Source organism: Candidatus Saccharibacteria bacterium oral taxon 955 (assembly GCA_010202265.1).
Lineage (GTDB): Bacteria > Patescibacteriota > Saccharimonadia > Saccharimonadales > Saccharimonadaceae > Saccharimonas.
Window position 1 is genome coordinate 823,154 of sequence record CP047918.1, and the last position, 15,933, is coordinate 839,086.

At 44.7% G+C, this 15,933-nt stretch carries 17 protein-coding genes and 1 tRNA gene; 4 read left to right on the forward strand and 14 right to left on the reverse strand.

Features of this window, described 5'->3' with window-relative positions; all coding sequences use genetic code 11:
* Nucleotides 1–62 precede the first annotated feature (62 nt).
* Together GWK75_04435 and GWK75_04440 are read right to left on the reverse strand one after the other, a co-directional pair.
* Entirely contained in the window at nt 63–602 is a 540-nt protein-coding gene (locus GWK75_04435; GenBank protein QHU91651.1) for an HAD-IIIA family hydrolase, read from the reverse strand.
* 28 nt (nt 603–630) lie between these two features.
* Nucleotides 631–1,164, reverse strand: coding sequence for a DUF1697 domain-containing protein (locus GWK75_04440; protein ID QHU91730.1), 534 nt, complete (start codon nt 1,162–1,164; stop codon nt 631–633).
* Nucleotides 1,165–1,406: 242 nt separating this feature from the next.
* On the opposite strand from GWK75_04440, the gene GWK75_04445 reads away from it, so the two are divergent.
* Nucleotides 1,407–1,973 carry a TetR family transcriptional regulator gene (locus tag GWK75_04445; protein ID QHU91652.1) on the forward strand — a complete coding sequence of 189 codons (567 nt, stop codon included), beginning with the start codon at nt 1,407–1,409 and terminating at the stop codon, nt 1,971–1,973.
* Nucleotides 1,970–2,743, forward strand: coding sequence for a ferredoxin reductase (locus GWK75_04450; protein QHU91653.1), 774 nt, complete (start codon nt 1,970–1,972; stop codon nt 2,741–2,743). The genes GWK75_04445 and GWK75_04450 overlap by 4 nt, the downstream gene beginning before the upstream one ends.
* 35 nt (nt 2,744–2,778) lie before the next feature.
* Here the strand turns inward: GWK75_04450 and GWK75_04455 are convergent, their stop codons facing one another.
* From GWK75_04455 to GWK75_04500, 10 genes are all read right to left on the reverse strand, one after another.
* Entirely contained in the window at nt 2,779–3,051 is a 273-nt protein-coding gene (locus tag GWK75_04455; GenBank protein ID QHU91654.1) for a hypothetical protein, read from the reverse strand.
* Nucleotides 3,052–3,119: 68 nt separating this feature from the next.
* On the reverse strand, nt 3,120–3,527 hold the full coding sequence (locus GWK75_04460; GenBank protein ID QHU91655.1) for a hypothetical protein: 408 nt from the start codon (nt 3,525–3,527) through the stop codon (nt 3,120–3,122).
* Complete coding sequence (locus GWK75_04465) at nt 3,517–4,266, reverse strand: TIGR03943 family protein (GenBank protein QHU91656.1); 750 nt, start codon at nt 4,264–4,266, stop codon at nt 3,517–3,519. The genes GWK75_04460 and GWK75_04465 overlap by 11 nt, the downstream gene beginning before the upstream one ends.
* Nucleotides 4,256–5,134, reverse strand: coding sequence for a permease (locus GWK75_04470; GenBank protein ID QHU91731.1), 879 nt, complete (start codon nt 5,132–5,134; stop codon nt 4,256–4,258). Before GWK75_04470 ends, GWK75_04465 begins: the two co-directional genes overlap by 11 nt.
* 280 nt (nt 5,135–5,414) lie before the next feature.
* Nucleotides 5,415–6,014: an NUDIX domain-containing protein gene (locus GWK75_04475; protein ID QHU91657.1), complete on the reverse strand. Its 600-nt coding sequence runs from the start codon at nt 6,012–6,014 to the stop codon at nt 5,415–5,417.
* Between the two features lie 77 nt (nt 6,015–6,091).
* Nucleotides 6,092–6,301: a hypothetical protein gene (locus GWK75_04480; GenBank protein QHU91658.1), complete on the reverse strand. Its 210-nt coding sequence runs from the start codon at nt 6,299–6,301 to the stop codon at nt 6,092–6,094.
* An 82-nt stretch (nt 6,302–6,383) separates the two neighbouring features.
* A tRNA-Asn gene (locus GWK75_04485) sits at nt 6,384–6,458 on the reverse strand.
* 83 nt (nt 6,459–6,541) lie between these two features.
* Complete coding sequence (locus GWK75_04490) at nt 6,542–8,263, reverse strand: hypothetical protein (protein ID QHU91659.1); 1,722 nt, start codon at nt 8,261–8,263, stop codon at nt 6,542–6,544.
* A 21-nt stretch (nt 8,264–8,284) separates the two neighbouring features.
* Nucleotides 8,285–8,677: a hypothetical protein gene (locus GWK75_04495; protein QHU91660.1), complete on the reverse strand. Its 393-nt coding sequence runs from the start codon at nt 8,675–8,677 to the stop codon at nt 8,285–8,287.
* Entirely contained in the window at nt 8,646–9,962 is a 1,317-nt protein-coding gene (locus GWK75_04500; GenBank protein QHU91661.1) for a hypothetical protein, read from the reverse strand. The genes GWK75_04495 and GWK75_04500 overlap by 32 nt, the downstream gene beginning before the upstream one ends.
* Before the next feature lie 40 nt (nt 9,963–10,002).
* Here GWK75_04500 and GWK75_04505 point away from each other — a divergent pair, with 40 nt between their 5' ends.
* Nucleotides 10,003–11,439 (forward strand): exopolysaccharide biosynthesis polyprenyl glycosylphosphotransferase, encoded by a 1,437-nt coding sequence (locus GWK75_04505; protein QHU91662.1) that lies wholly within the window; start codon nt 10,003–10,005, stop codon nt 11,437–11,439.
* Nucleotides 11,440–11,459: 20 nt separating this feature from the next.
* Here the strand turns inward: GWK75_04505 and GWK75_04510 are convergent, their stop codons facing one another.
* The gene (locus GWK75_04510) at nt 11,460–14,021 is read right to left on the reverse strand and encodes a hypothetical protein (GenBank protein QHU91663.1); all 2,562 of its coding nucleotides are present in this window, start codon (nt 14,019–14,021) and stop codon (nt 11,460–11,462) included.
* Nucleotides 14,022–14,121: 100 nt separating this feature from the next.
* Here GWK75_04510 and GWK75_04515 point away from each other — a divergent pair, with 100 nt between their 5' ends.
* Nucleotides 14,122–15,240: a glycosyltransferase gene (locus GWK75_04515; GenBank protein ID QHU91664.1), complete on the forward strand. Its 1,119-nt coding sequence runs from the start codon at nt 14,122–14,124 to the stop codon at nt 15,238–15,240.
* A gap of 51 nt (nt 15,241–15,291) precedes the next feature.
* On the opposite strand, the gene GWK75_04520 is transcribed toward GWK75_04515, so the two are convergent.
* Entirely contained in the window at nt 15,292–15,822 is a 531-nt protein-coding gene (locus GWK75_04520; protein QHU91665.1) for a hypothetical protein, read from the reverse strand.
* Nucleotides 15,823–15,933: the final 111 nt, after the last annotated feature.

The following is a 15,933-nucleotide window of genomic DNA, read 5'->3' on the forward strand; positions in this document are numbered from 1 at the left end:
TGGAGATGATGGTGATGTTGTGAAAATAATTTCGTCATATAAGATATTATACCAAAGTTAATTTAACGATAAGACAGATCCGTAACATTATCAATAACCTGCACATCGTCTGGTAATGGTACAGACTGCTTGCAATAGTCGTTTTTTATGAAAAAACTGTTTACCCCAGCGTTAATGCCAGCTTCGTAATCATAATAGTAGCTGTCGCCGACCATATATACATTTCTAGCATCAAGATTAAAATCTCGTACGATATCTCGTATCACATACGTTTTGCCATTTCTATCGCTACCGTCCGAACAGAAAAATCCATCAACAAACCTCTTGATATTAAGATTAACGATCTTGGCTTTCAACTCTTCAAGTGCTTCTGGTCCTGGGACAGGGTGGGCTGAAACAATAAATATTTTATATCCGCAAGCCCGAAGATTTTTCAGGAAATCATACACGCCATCGACTAAGCTTAAGTTGTTATGGCTATGTTTCTCAACCTGATCACCTTTATAGATACTATCTGGCCGGGAATTTTTATCCGCGCCAGTAGGCCGCCAAAGCGTACCGTCACCATCAAAAATTACTGCTTTTGTGTTATTTTTATTCATGCTGTTCAATCTGTAAAATTCGCATAACCTACCCCAGCATCTCGCCTAATCTGTCGAATGTTCGCCCATTGCGAATAGTGATCAGTGGGTAAAACTTTTCTTTCATTAGTAACTTATGGTATGAGGTACGCAAAAATTCTTTCTCCGTATACTTACCCCAAAAGACTGCCTTTTTGCCAAAATGAACAACCTCATCATGAAGCGGCATTTGGCTAATCCTATCTTTCATATTCTCAGGGTCAACATCATCGGTATAGAATAATACATCTTTCCGCGCCAGAGGCTGGTACCACCACTCTGGTAGACCAGACACTTCACCTAAATACTCTTCTTTCGTCAAAATGACGTGTTTGATGGTAAACGGAAAACGCTCCAATATGCCAGCAACATTCTCTTTGATTGTCGTCAGGCCATCATCAGTATCAAATATGACATTACCGCTATTGATATACGTAACAACATCCTGATACCCCAACCCTTCGAGGCTTGCCGTAAGGTCGTTCATCGAGACTTTATTTTTACCGCCAACATTGATACCCCGGAGCAACAGGATATATCTCATACTCTTTAGTATACTATCGCCTGCGCTTCCGGCCAAATGCGCTGCACTAGCGCCGCGCGTAGTTAGGCGCACCCAAGCGTCACCGTACACCCGGTTGATTGCCATCAGTCCTTAGACATCACGAATCTACCAACAGCCACTCAGCCACTCTTCTATTGACACAATAATCATAATTCGATACGATATGAATGAATATAAAAAGTTATTCATTCATATCACTAACATGAAGGAGGTCACCAGCGTTGGACAAAAGACAAGCATTAAAAACAGCTGCCTATGATGTCTTCTCAAAAAAGGGATATAAGAAGGCCGGTATCTCAGAAATTGCTAAACGTGCTGGGTTAGCAGTCGGTTCTTTTTACAACTACTACGACGGCAAAGAAACTATCTTTCTGGATGTGTACGTTGAAGAAAACAATCGCATTCGCCAAGCGATGATGGACGACATTGATTGGCAGCAGGATTTGGTTGAGCTTGTGAGGCAGATTTTTGAACAGTCACGAAGCCTCGTTTCGTCCAACAAAATTCTGGCGGAATGGCATAATCCAGCCGTCTCTCGCACACTACGTGGTTATTATTCTTCAGGTAAGGGTAAAGCTACGAACACCTTCCATCAATTTTTGGTCGAGACCTTTACTGGTCGCATGGTAGCAGAAGGATATTCAGAGGAAAAGATTCAGAATATTTTACAGGTTTATAATTTGTTTTACTACATGGATATACATATCACTGAAGGCGATTTTCCAGGTATCAGTAGGACGCTGGAAATACTTGCCACTAACTTTGTTAAAGGTATTTTTACATCATGAAAAGGAGTAAAAAAATGGTAATCATCGTTATATCTATTCTTACAGTTATAGGCCTTGCCACTTGGGGTGTCATCGCCTACTTAGGGAAAGGCCAAACGTTATCGGTCAAATCTATCGAAAACCCTAGCGGAGACCTTCATGTCATTCGCCTAGCAAAGCCTGATACTATGACATGGAAGGCGGGCTCTTATGCCAAGATCACGCTACCCAGTACGGCATCTGGTGGTGGAAAGAGTGATCATAAGGGCGAACAGACAAGCCGTTGGCTGAGTATCGCCTCTAGTCCTGAGGATAATGAAATTATTATCCTAACCCACAATAGCGGTAGTCCTTATAAAAAAGCTTTGACTAGCCTACCAGCAGGTAGTCAGGTCAAGATGAGTTGGCTGGAACCTTCTTTGTCAGTTACAGACGGTAACGAGCCACTGGTTTGCTTCGCGTCTGATGTCGGTATCTCAGCAATACGACCAATTGTCAGGCAGTGGGCCGGTAAACGCCCTGTCATTCTCTATCACCTAGACAAGGGAGTAAAGGTCTTTGACAAGGAACTCTCAGAGCTAGCAAACAAAACAGCCAATATGACTTATGAGACCAGTGCTAGCCTTTCTCAAAGCCAAGAACGCTTCAAGCAGGCGATTGATAGATATGGCAACAAGGCTCAATATCTCGTGGCAGGACAGCCCGACGATGTGAAAACGATGAAGAAACTCCTTGGAGACAACGCTATGCATGATAACGTCAAATCAAGTACTTTTCGGGGGTTGAAGTAGTCAATATGACTGTATGAGTTGCCGATAGGTGATACTTAGACAGCTATCGCCTGAGCTTCCGGCCAAATTCGCTGTACCAGCCGCTTGCCGCGCATGGTTAGTCGCACCCAAGCGTCACCATAGGCTTGGTCGATTGCCATCAGTCCTTTTCGGCGTAAGTCTGTCAACACGTTCATCACCGTCCTGCGCGGCATTCCCATCTGCGCCGCCAGTGAGTCTGCTCCATCGCCACCATCTTCGTACACCTGCTGCAATACCAGCGCTTCGTTGGTTGTTAGGTTAATCTCTTTTACTTGCGTTTTGCTCATAATAACCCTTTCTTTTAGCGATATTTTGATAATACGCTGACGATCTTTAAAAACGCTGTAAAAGTCTATTAGTCTCTAGAGTCATAAAATAATGCTTCTGACCTACGAGATATATACGTTATGTTGCTTTTACGATTGCTGTATTTACTTTGTAGGTCGACAATATCAATTTGTTGCTCTGCTGGTTTTAGGTCATTTTTATATACCTGAATGGTTATCATGTCATTTGTTGCCACAACTTTATGTAAACTACCAGAAGATAGACTAATGTTTTCTGGTGACGGGTCTTTTACTGGCTGATTGAAATATAAACGCCATCTCACAACATCTCCAGAATTTTCCGCAGGAATATACTCAACACGTCGCAACCTCGGGCCCTGACTGTCGACTAAAATAAACATGAACACGACAAGTATAGTCACCAACAAAACTAACCACTGCCAGCGTTGAATTTTGTGCCAATAATTAATAGACATATTGGTTTTTCTCCTTGTCAATCGGACGAATATAATCAGGCGACAATACGGTATGATCAGAAGAGCTATTGCCTGGATTGGCGATAAATACTCCACTGACCTCCACCCACTGATCTATCGATAGTGTCTTTCGCCAACCAGGGCTATAAACTGGCACGCCGACGGGACGAGCATCCATCACGCAACAGGTCACTACAAAACGCGAAACAAAAAAGACGTTTTCATCACCACTCGATGTAATGAATCCACTAACTTTGACTGGCTTGTTTTGGTATTGTTTCGGATCGCTAGATTGAGACAATAGTAGCGCCCAATCCTTGACAGTGAAGTTTGCATAACCTCCCCTTTCCTTGAGAATTGCAGACTCCGTGGCGTCGTTTGTCGCATTTGCGCCACTATTCATAACACGTTGACCCACTGTCAAGCTGGTTAACGCAGCTGGTTTTATCACTAACAAAATAAATGTCGATGTGACAACTATTACCGTTGACACATAGATTCGACTCTTTTTTTGGGTTTTTTTGTGATAATCCCTAGAGATAACAATTATAGCAATGACAGCTAGTACAGCCCCAGCTACTGCTAATATTAGTGAAAAGATCTCGTACCTCGGGTGAATATACCATCTGAGCTTTTCTTCAAAAAATAACCAAATTGTAGCAACGCTAGCAATCAGGACAAGCAAGACGCCACTCCATTCGTCCAGTTTGTTAAGTCGCCGTATAAACTTAGAATACATAATTTACCACCAGTCCAATCAACATAGACATCAAAAACACCAACACAGAGACCTGTAAAAGTATATTTCGACGATACGTCGTACGCATCAAGCTCAGCATTTTGACATCAATCATCGGACCGAACGTCAAGAAACTAACCAGTGAACCGGACGTAAAAGAACCACGGAATGCCAAAGCAAAAAACGCATCAACGCTAGAACAAATAGACACAACAAAAGCCAGGACCGCCATAACCAAAACAGACCATGCCGGACTATTCCCAAGCAGCAATATCGTTTCGCGCGGTACTACAACCTGGATAAAACCAGCTACCATTGCACCAATCACCAACGCGGGCATCATACTGCGCGTTTCATGCTTGAAAAAATGTAGCGCGTCAACGAGCTTATTTGAATTGTCTTTTTTCTCTTTGCAAATAGCAATAAATTCTGGGCGCAACATAGCATCTTGCCGTGTTGAGCTATATATCCAGCCAATGAGATTGGCGATCAAAAAACCACCCAGAATTCTGGTGATCAGTACAGTGTTATCGTCAGAGAATGCCTGCTGAGTTGTGATGATAGTCACAGGATTTAGTATTGGTGCTGCCAAAAGAAATGTGAGAGATTCTGCTGGCGTTAAACCTTTGGCAAGCAGCCCACGTGCTAATGGCACGTTGCCGCACTCACAAACCGGCATAAACACCCCGAGCAGTGAGATGAGAGCACGGCGCAGGAATGGTTGCTTCGGCAAGTACTTTAGCAACCAGTCATGAGGCAGCCACAAACGAACAATGATAGAAAAAAATAACCCAAGCATAACGAAAGGTAGCGCCTCGATAATGACACCCAGGCTTAGGGTTATAAAATCTTGTACTTGCTTTGGCAAATCGATGGGCAAAAAATATCCAAAAATCTTTATTAGTGCAAAAACTAAAATCGTCGTTGCCGCCAAAAGCCAGCGCTTAATTTCTGTTTTACGTTTTTTCACCTCTTTATTATACGTTTACTTCTGGTATTTTTGGCAAACATTTACCAAAAATAGCGCCCGAGGAGGTAAGCGCTATTTTGGCTATATGCCACGAGCTAATTTACTTGTGGTGAAGCGTTGTTGGGTATTTGTGGTATTGAGTCAGATTGACCTGACGGAGCAGTTTGGTTGAAAAAATCTATCGCTTGTCGAACTCATCTTTATGGTTGTTTATGACATATGTTACGGGAAAAGACAATTCCTTTGACAACACTTCTTCGAATGTCAGCCAAACAGGATTTCCACCCTCTTCTTTCACCTTGATTTCAGGCTTTTCATCTAGCTCTACTAAATACGCATGCCATTTATGCGCATCGCACCCTCTTCGACATGAGTCACCGATTATATCATCGGACGAAATATGTTTGACGTCCGCTATAAGACCAACCTCCTCTAAAAGTTCTCTGCGTGCCGCCACCTCAGGGTTTTCCCCGGTATCGACGTGTCCCGATGGGACCGTGAGAACGAATGGGAATATCGTTCTTTTGAAGAAGAGATATGTATTATCAGGCGCCTTAACAAAAACTCCCACACTCTCGTGCCAGTATTCTCCATCATCCGCTATCCACCAATTTACAGCTGGGTCTATCACTATAGATCTTTTTTCAAGGGCGTTACATGTTTCGCAGCGATAGAAAGTTTTTCCATCAATATACTCCCTATGAACCGTTTCTGAGTGACACTTTATGCAGTACTGATGGTACTTGCCGTCTTTATCCCAGTCAAAATTCAATTTCATGCTCTTACCTCAATGCGTAAGTAATTACCTTTCTATTTTAACAGATTACGAGCAACCTCAAACGAGTTGTTTATAGACTAATTTTTCCAAAGTACAGCTTGATAATATTTAATTGCCATATACTCATCAAGCGTCGTGATGCTCTTTTGAAGAATCTTTTCCTCATTGAGCACCGGCACGACAATGTCAATGAGTGGACGGGCAATCGCCCGAAATGACGGTTGGTTTTTAGACATGATGGCTCGCTGGTTTCTGGCAATTGGTTGAGTTATAGTTGCTACTCTCATGAGGGAAAATATAGATGAGGGGTCTATAAAAATACTTTAAGCTAAAACAAAGAAAAAACACCTCCTTAGAAGTGTCTTTTCTTGGCTCCGGCAGCTGGGCTCGAACCAGCGACCTATTGGTTAACAGCCAACCGCTCTACCGCTGAGCTATGCCGGAATACTATTGATCTAGGTGCTTCTGCGCGCCGAAACGCGCAGATACAGAAGTTATTGTATACCAATTTCCTGCCCCTGTAAATACTACTGAGCATGGAGTTTGTCTATGTTTTTAGCGAGATCGGCAATTGTCTCCCACGACGAGCCATCCGTCATAATAGCTAAAACATATGTACCACTTGATCCATAGACAATAGCCGCGTCATGAAGCAATCCATTCATAAACCCTACTTTGTTTGCAACTTTGCCACCTACACCAGCTGGAATTCCTTTCCGGAAAACATTACCTGTCATCGCAGAAATGAGACGTTGTTGATTTTCACTAGAGAAATTTTGCCTAGTTGCGATCATCCCGAGCAAAAGCGTCAGGTCATTGGCCGTCGTATACGGTCCACCCTCTTTCATGAATGTTGAATTCGCAAGTCCAATCGCCTGAATGTCAGCCGTAACATTCTTGAGACCGATAGAACCGAGGAAGCTCTCGGCACACGCATTGTCGCTGTGACTTATCATTTTGTTGAAGCACGCCACACTACTCGACCAATCTCGCTTCCCCGAATCAATTTGCTTCATAAGACTGTAGGCAACAAATAATTTATAGGTACTGGCAGTTACAAATTGCTCATTGCCACGATAATCCGCTCGACGCTTTTTGCCATCTAGCTCGATCATCGATATGCCAAACACACCCGAATGATCCTTAGCATAATTAGCCATCAATGCTGAAAGCCCAGTATCACTCGCACTATAAGTCCGTGTGTATTGCTCGGTCGGTGGCACAACTTTTGCGATTACCGTCGCAGATGCAGCCTGACCGTCAACTACTGACTGGAGGCTTTTTACCGTTTCCGCGACATCAATTGCACGACCACTGTCACCCGTCGTCTGCGACACAACCGTGAAGTCATTGGTTGTAATATGCGAGACTCCTGGCTTTATAGCCACCCTATAGGCCACGACGCTATTTAGCCACTTTGCCGACCGTTCGGTATTTACTGTTGCAATAATCTTGTCGTTACTTGATGAAAAATCTAGCCAAGACATAACTTCGTTTCCTGGAATCACAACCGATTCACCACCCACCGTAAGATTGATGCCCTTATTGAGACGTGAGTTCAGAGTCTCAGCAAGCCTCTTTGCCACATCATCTTTGATACGAGCCTCAATCTCTTTACGATCAACTCGAATTTCTGTCTGTTTCTGGATGGTCGGACGAGCCGATTTGACACTTTTTATCACATCACCAGCCTCACATTGACCGCCCTTTTTTGCAGAAACCATGACAAGCCTATCACCCTGCGCTTTGAGAGTGGCATCAATTGGATCCTGACGGCAGCTCGGCATTAGGTGTTTTTCAGCATAACTATCAAACGATGATCCATATATGGGGACGGGGGTGGATGTTGATTTCGACCCCGCCCAAAGTATTGACGTCGGCAAAAGACGCAAGTACCACGGATAATCAAGCTTTTCTAGCCGTGCCGTGTTATCGACTTTTATGTCAGCAGATGATAACTTCGACGAGACCACTGGCTTAGAGCTCGTCCCCATATATATGTTGATTTTATGATTAGCGTATGCGGCATTGAGTTTTGAAGCCGCTTCACTGCGATCCATGCCACCAAGTGACATGCCGTCAATTTGTACAAACGGCAATAAACGACCAGCAGGATATAAAAGCTGAATCAGTAATACAAATCCAAGAGCAATACCTCCCACGACGCAAGACAGTCGACGCTTACTGATCTGTCCACAACGCAACTTGCTTCGAAGCACTCGATACATCGCCTTCCGTGCCCGCTTCATATTATTTATTATACAGGTTGGTTATTTACCATCGCCAGGTGACGTTATGCCTAGGATATCAAGCGCCTTCTCAAGGGTTGCGATATCATCGGCGTTCGCCTCTTTGTCTTCAGATTTTAGAGCTTGAATTTTCTTCGCAATCTCCTGACTAGCCGTAGACACTACGGCGCCCTCTTGCGACAGGCCACCCGACTCTTTATTCATAACCACCTCTAGAGTGCGAGCAGAATTATCTTTTTTGACGAGCCAGCCACGCGCGATCAGGCCATTAACGTGAGTTGCGACAGTCGACACACTCCTGTAGTCGAGCGCTCTCATAATCTCTCGGTAGCTCGGCCCATAGCCGTTACCCTTGATAAAGCCATCGATAAAATTCAATAGCTCACGCTGTTTTTTTGTTGGTCGGTTTTCCATACCCACTTCCTTTCGCACCATACAAGACACCGGCAACACCCCACCAAACCATTGCAACAGTATCATCCGCCCAAACTGGTTGCATGAGACCAATTACCGCGAGACCTATCCCGCTTAACAAAAGTGCGAGATGACGCCAATCATGACGAGATCGCCATGAAGTTACCAATACATTTACAAACAAGACGATAAATAGTGCAAGGCCCAGCCAACCCGCCTCATGAGCAACAAATAGATATTGGTTTTCGATAATAAGCGGTTTATCTCCATAGAGCGAAGCGGAGCCAGTACTGCCCACACCACCTCCAAATGGCTGATTCATCATGCGAGAAAATCCATCATACAGAGACTCGGCGTGACCTCGATTCGAATCGGTTGAGGCGCCGGTCGAAGGATTATCGTGGACAACAGCATTGTGCCAAAATGACGTACCTCGCAGGAGACCAATTGCGACAATACCAGCTAAAATAACCCCGCCAATCGTTATTAATTGTTTCTTTAATGAGAATCGACGCCTCACCATCAAGGCCACCACGACAAGTACCACCAAGCCGCCAAGTATCGCACTTCGTGAATAGCTAAACCACAGGGCGATAATTGCCGCTATGCCAATGAATACGGCTTTCTTGTGACTCAGTATAGATTTAAATCTTTCTTTGTCATTTAGATAAGCCACCACTCCAATCAAAGCCGTTAAAGCATAAGCGCCTAGTGGATTAGGGCCACGTAAAGTGCTCTGCAAACGAACATAATCTGGATTGTTGTCTACCGTTAAGTACGGTTGAATTGTCTCGCTACTATATCCAACATATTTCAAGAAATCATGTGGCAATACGAGTTGTAACACCGCAAACCCCAAAACTATACCTGAGCCAATTAGTAAAACCTTGAAAAATGACTGTCGATAAACTGGATAGGCCTTCAAAAACAGGTATATAGCTATAAAGTACGCCACGTATCGAAGATCTATCATCAGTCCAGCAATAGCCTGACCCTGCGTCACCGGTGAAAGTAAGGAGGTGGCAATATGAAGTAACGCATAGACCCCGACCAACCATACAACCCAATCGTTACGAAGTGTAGCCAAGGCTCGTCGACGGTAGTAATCTATAACCAGCAGTATCAGCGCTACAGCAAGCATCAACTCTTTCCAAGCCTTTATCCCATCACCAGCAAATGGCCACCGACTCTCTATAAATACCGTTAGTGGAGCGTGAAAGACAACCAAACCCATTATCACCAAAAGTATCCAAGCGATAATATGCTGTAAACGAAGACGTTTCATTATCCCTATTGTACCGAAAATGATATACTAATGGCACATTATGCCGTCGCGAAATACAAAGTTCTACAGTCTCATGCTGATGGCCGCCGATGCAATCGTGCTTGCGATCGTTTTTGCTGTTGCTTATTATGTGCGTACACAAATTGACACCAGAACACTCCTTCACTCTGTCTATGCTTCAGAGTATATTTTTGGCTTTCTTGCTATCGCCCCTGTTTGGATTCTGATATTTGCGTCACTTGGACTATATTCGAGTGGTGTATATGGACGACGCTTGGTCGAGTGGAGTCGAGTGATACTCGGAACATTCATCGGTATCCTACTCGTTATCGGCTGGGAGTACGTCACTAATATTCATATTTTTCCGGCTCGCTTGGTCGCACTCTATGTCTTTATCGGCTCGACCGTTGCTATAATATTAGTTCGCGAAATTATCCGCGATGTAAGAAATGAGCTTTATCGATACGGACGAGGAGTTAGTCGAGTCCTGATTATCGGCAACTCTCCCGCCACCGCTGATATCATCGAGGCTCTACAAAGCACCCACAAATCCGGTTATCAAGTTGTCGCCTTTGCTGGGCCGTCAAAACTTATTTCACCTCACTTAGGGATTACTCACTACAGCCGGGTTGAGCAGGCTCTCAAAGATATCAATAAGCTTCACATCACAACAATTATCCAGACAGACCTGTACGACAGCGAAGATCGTAATCATCAAATTCTCGGTGCGGCGCAGGTCAATCATATTCAATACAACTTTATACCTGGTGAGCCAGAGTTTTATACTGGCAAAAATACCGTAGACGTATTTCTTGGCTACCCAATGATAACCGTCAGTCAAACGCCACTCGTTGGTTGGGGCGCCATCATCAAGCGTCTATTTGACTTCGTCCTTGTCGTCATCACCCTACCACTCTGGGGTCTAATTCTCCTATTAATCAGCCTGCTGCAAAAAATATTCAATCCAGGACCAATTTTTTACCGCTCAAAGCGTCTGAGTCAATTTTCCAAGCCAATTGAGCTATTTAAGTTCCGTAGCATGGGCGCACAATACGGCAAAAAAGATGCCAGTCTAGAGTTTGAGGACATGGGACGACCCGACCTAGCAGATGAGTACCGCAAAAACCACAAAGTCAACAACGACCCGCGCATCACTCGTTTCGGCAAGTTCCTGCGCGACACCTCACTAGATGAATTACCTCAGTTTATAAATGTCCTCCGTGGCGACCTAAGTCTTGTTGGCCCGCGACCAATCCTACCCCAAGAGGTCAAATTCAACCGTACACGTACCGCTCTACTTCACAGCGTCAAATCGGGCGTTACTGGACTATGGCAAGTCTCCGGCCGCTCTGAACTTAGTTTCGAAGAGCGAATCGAACTCGAGCTCTACTACGCCCAAAACTGGAGTTTCTGGCTCGATCTACGCATCCTATTCAAAACAATCGGTGTAGTTCTACGAAAAACTGGCGCAAAATAGCCAATTAGCTGCGTAATCACCTATTTACAAAGGCGCCTTTTACGCCTGAAATAGAATGCTCCAATTGCCGTAAATGTAATACATCCAAAGGCATACGGAGCAAAAACCCACCAAATAGAGTCATGCTGATCATCTACACCTGTCGTCTCCGATGGAACACCCATACTCAGACGCGGTGCCTCAATATGTATAGCGCCTTCCGAGAACACACCCCTGTTATCACTGTATACAACCGGATGCACACCCATATTTTGTAACCATTGAGATACCAGGCGCTTGTACTGGACTGTCAATTCACTCGATATCGGACCAGATGATGGGCCAGGATGGGCACATACATTAGCTCCCCTATCGTCATACCATCCGCCAGCAACATCACACACGTCTCGAGAATCTAGCGCTTCACGAGATGAAAATACCGACACGAATTGCTGAACTTGAACAGGGCGTCCATCCAAGCCTCTACCGGTTGCTGTAATTAAATGTACACCCGGTGAGATATCTCTAGGCAGTAAACCGCTCCAACTTGCACCACCAGTTTGATCTGTTATCAGTGTGGCAATACGAGTCGGCTTGGAGTGTATCAATACCTCAACCTTTGTCGCCGGAGCAAATCTACCTGGAGGCAAGGATAGAGTAGCCTTAGAGTCTCTTGTCAGCATATCGTCAAATATACGTTCTCGGATTAGAGTATGTTGTTTATTGACCGGGCTTAGGTTTGAGGTAGTTTCACTTGTATTCGCTTCTACTCGATGTTTTGCTTTTTCGATAGCATATGCCATTTTTGCATGACCTTTTGCATTTGGGTGAAACATGTTATTAAAGCCATCTTTGCGAAGAATGGTTCTCACAACGCCTGTCATGTATTTTCCACCTTCGCAAATACGACCCCCAACAAGGGCATCAGTAATACTGAGGTATTTGATATTCATATCTTTTGCGGCACGGGCAATAGCAGCATTCAGACGATCAACCGCCTCGTTAATCAATTCTCGTTCGGGTCTATTCAAAAGACCACCATTGAGATAACAAAGGCCATCGTTGTATATAAAGCTCGGGTAACCAATAGCGTATATCTTTGAGTGTGGCGAAGCAGTTTTCACACTTTTTATAAAACTCTTTATATGAACATACTGGTCATCAATAGACGCCATCAGGTCATCGTGCATAGTCCCGTATCCACCCTTTACATAACCGCAAGTATCAATACTCAAGGCACAGTACTTTAAAATCTCTCCAAAACCAATATCATTACCCCCACCAGTAAAAGTAATTATATCTGGTTTATATTTCTTGACGAATTCCAGCTGCGGGACTCGTCCAGGAATATAACGATCTAGCGCATCCTGCTGAATACGAGATATTTCATTTTGACCCTTTAGCCTTCCACCCTGTCCCATATATCCAGCAAGCGGACGATTATAGTCATAAACCATGCGCGCACCAGAACAGGCAACCGAGTGTACGTCGCCCTCCCTTATAGCCCAAATACTACGCAGCAAAAATGGGTATGAGCGCGAACTAATATGGCACATGTCTAGTCCGTGGTCAGTAAATGGCAGATAATAGCTCTTATGACCTTCTCTTTCTACATCACCCTCTCCACTGGTGTATGAGTCGCCGAGAGCAAGATAGGTTGGTTTTTTACCTATTGTAATACGATGCTTGATATTATATGAACCCTGATCAAATACAAGCCTTTCGTTATTGTCCATAAACCGACCATTCATCCGTGTCCATTTAGCTGAGCCGAACTTTTGCCTAATCGTCTGGTCAAATTCAGCGTACGAACAGTATCCTCCTGAGCCTTTCGTTGTATTATAATTCGTACCCAAATTAACACCACATCCTAACGTATCATAAACTCGCATCGGTGAGCTCGTTGCTACATACCTGCCATCATCTGAAATTGCAATAGCACTCGAAACAGATCCAGAATATAGTTGACTAGCGTTGGTGCCAATCAGCACTGTATCGAGCGTCTCCAAGTCCACCTTAATAAAACTAAACCAATCAACATACACAAACATAAACCGACCATTTGGTGACACAGCTGCGTTTAGTATGGCGCGCAGCTCCCCAGGATAACCACTATCTGGAAAAAGCTGAACACCCTTTGTTTTATCAAGTAAATAATACTGGTACATTCGACCTACATCTGGCCCCTTTGGTAATAGTGCACCCGGACCTGATCGAAAAAGCGTGTAGGCGGTTAGATAAGAGCCTCGATAATCTTGACCAAACAGTATATCAGTACCTGCTACTAATTTTATGGACTCGAATTTATGCTCTATTCGACGAAACACACCTTCGTCTTTTTTAGCTGCGTAGGTGTATGCGCCATATTTAGCAATTTCAATAGTCTTCCCTATATAAACGCAGGCGCTCTCTATCGTGCTATAAATTTTGACCTTACGAACTATACAGTTATTTTTATCTTCAAGCTTATCAATAGGCTCACCCGAAACCTCCGCTCCACTATACCAACCGCCTCCCTCTGCCTTCACGTTGGCACCCACAAACATGCATATGATGCTAGCTACAATTATCGACGACACTAGAGCAATCCTCGGTATCGGCATAGTATCTTTATTGTAGCCTTAAGCACATCGATAATCAAATACACTCCAATAGCACATAGAATAAATTCCGAAAGCGTAACGATGTCCTATAATAGACCCTATGAGACATCCACGTATTGCTATTGTCTGTGATTTTTTGACCACTATGGGCGGGGCGGAAAATGTCGTCCTCGCGATGCACGAAGCCTTTCCCGAGGCGCCAATATATACCGCAATATACAACCCAGAAAAAATGCCTGCATTTGCCAAGCTCGACGTCCGCACAAGTAAGCTCCAGAGACTTCCAAAAAAACTCCGAACTTATCACAAGCTATTTCCGACCATGGCGGTAAAAGCAATGCGCCAGCTTGACCTCTCAGGCTACGACATTATCTTGACCAGCTCATACCTTCATGGCCATCAAGTCACAAAATCTCGCCCTGATCAAGTGATCATAAATTATTGCCACACTCCACCGCGATACTACTGGAGTCATTACAAGGAATATCGTCGCGACCCAGGCTACGGCAAGCTAAACCCGATCATCCGCACTCTCATGCCACTGCTAGTTCCACGTCAGCGCAAACTTGACCTCGAGGCCGCTAAACAGGTCGACGTATTTATCGCCAATTCAACCGAAACCCAAAAGCGTATCAAAAAGTTTTATGGACGCAGTAGTACGGTAGTTCACCCACCAGTTGATGTTTCACGTTTTGCTCCTGCACGCGAGCGTGGCAATCACTACGTAACCATTGGGCGTCAACTACCCTATAAGCGCTACGACCTCGCAGTCAAGGCCTGCACAAAGCTTGGCGCCGAACTCCACGTATTTGGCAACGGACCAGCTCATGACAAGCTGGTCTCGATTGCTGGACCAACTATTCACTTTCACACCGATCGATTTGGCGACGCGTCCGATAAAGCGGTAAATAATGCCCTAAACACAGCAAAAGGTTTTATTTATCCTGCCGAGGAGGATTTTGGGATTGTCAGCGTCGAGGCACTCGCAGCTGGCGCACCAGTTATTGGCTACGGCCGGGCTGGCACACTCGACATCATTACTTCTCCTGAAGTGGGTGAGTTATTCGAACGTCAGACAATCGATGACGTCGTAACTGCCATCCAACAGACTGAGTCCCGCAGGTTCTTTCCGTCGAAACTAAATCGAACTGCACGTCGTTTCGATAAGTCACTATTTCTGACAAAGATTAAAAAAATCGTTAACGATCATATTTCATAAAGAAAACGCCCCTTACGCCCTACCTAGTAGAGCGCAAGGGGCGAAAAAGAATCACTCCTCCCAGTCCGCCAATTCAATGGACCTTATAAGCCATTTTTCTGGGTGGACTTCGCCGTACCTAATGATGAGGACTCCGTCGAAGTCACTTTCTGTATGGTAGGTATAACAATGTTTATACCTACTCCCGCCTATACCGAAAGTGCTCAGGTTTGACAATGCTTCGCCATACCCGGCAGAAGAACCCGCCCAGCGGAAACCGCTGTGCAGGTTACCTGATATCATTTCTGGGTTGCCCTCGGCGACTTCGTGATAGAAGTCGCTATACCCGTAGTGGTCAGACAGCTCGACCGTCTCAAGGTAGCCCTTGTCGGGCACCCTGTAGAGGGCCCTAGACTCTCCGTGCCTCCCATTGTAGGAGCCCATGAGTTGGGTTCCTTCGGGTAGAGATAGCCTATAGCCGGAGACTCTCGCCTCCGATGCAAATGGTCTCCAAGTCGCCAAAAATACGACGACGGCGACCACAATTACAAGGCCTGCTATGGCAGCAGACACGATCCAAGCACGCTTATTATTATGGTGCATCTACGGTTCCTCTCACGAAAGGTACGCCCACTTTTGTGGGCTAATGTATATGATATCATTATATAATCAAAAAGTCAACTATTAGCTATTGGACGTCTCGCACGATATGAT

Bases quoted from the DNA above. Each gene is read 5' to 3' on its own strand.
- GWK75_04455 (QHU91654.1), bottom strand. From the start codon at position 3,051: ATGAGCAAAACGCAAGTAAAAGAGATTAACCTAACAACCAACGAAGCG.
- GWK75_04505 (QHU91662.1), top strand. From the start codon at position 10,003: ATGCCGTCGCGAAATACAAAGTTCTACAGTCTCATGCTGATGGCCGCC.
- GWK75_04475 (QHU91657.1), bottom strand. From the start codon at position 6,014: ATGAAATTGAATTTTGACTGGGATAAAGACGGCAAGTACCATCAGTAC.
- GWK75_04465 (QHU91656.1), bottom strand. From the start codon at position 4,266: ATGTATTCTAAGTTTATACGGCGACTTAACAAACTGGACGAATGGAGT.
- GWK75_04500 (QHU91661.1), bottom strand. From the start codon at position 9,962: ATGAAACGTCTTCGTTTACAGCATATTATCGCTTGGATACTTTTGGTG.
- GWK75_04440 (QHU91730.1), bottom strand. From the start codon at position 1,164: ATGAGATATATCCTGTTGCTCCGGGGTATCAATGTTGGCGGTAAAAAT.
- GWK75_04490 (QHU91659.1), bottom strand. From the start codon at position 8,263: ATGAAGCGGGCACGGAAGGCGATGTATCGAGTGCTTCGAAGCAAGTTG.
- GWK75_04520 (QHU91665.1), bottom strand. From the start codon at position 15,822: ATGCACCATAATAATAAGCGTGCTTGGATCGTGTCTGCTGCCATAGCA.
- GWK75_04480 (QHU91658.1), bottom strand. From the start codon at position 6,301: ATGAGAGTAGCAACTATAACTCAACCAATTGCCAGAAACCAGCGAGCC.
- GWK75_04495 (QHU91660.1), bottom strand. From the start codon at position 8,677: ATGGAAAACCGACCAACAAAAAAACAGCGTGAGCTATTGAATTTTATC.
- GWK75_04450 (QHU91653.1), top strand. From the start codon at position 1,970: ATGAAAAGGAGTAAAAAAATGGTAATCATCGTTATATCTATTCTTACA.
- GWK75_04510 (QHU91663.1), bottom strand. From the start codon at position 14,021: ATGCCGATACCGAGGATTGCTCTAGTGTCGTCGATAATTGTAGCTAGC.
- GWK75_04460 (QHU91655.1), bottom strand. From the start codon at position 3,527: ATGTCTATTAATTATTGGCACAAAATTCAACGCTGGCAGTGGTTAGTT.
- GWK75_04515 (QHU91664.1), top strand. From the start codon at position 14,122: ATGAGACATCCACGTATTGCTATTGTCTGTGATTTTTTGACCACTATG.
- GWK75_04435 (QHU91651.1), bottom strand. From the start codon at position 602: ATGAATAAAAATAACACAAAAGCAGTAATTTTTGATGGTGACGGTACG.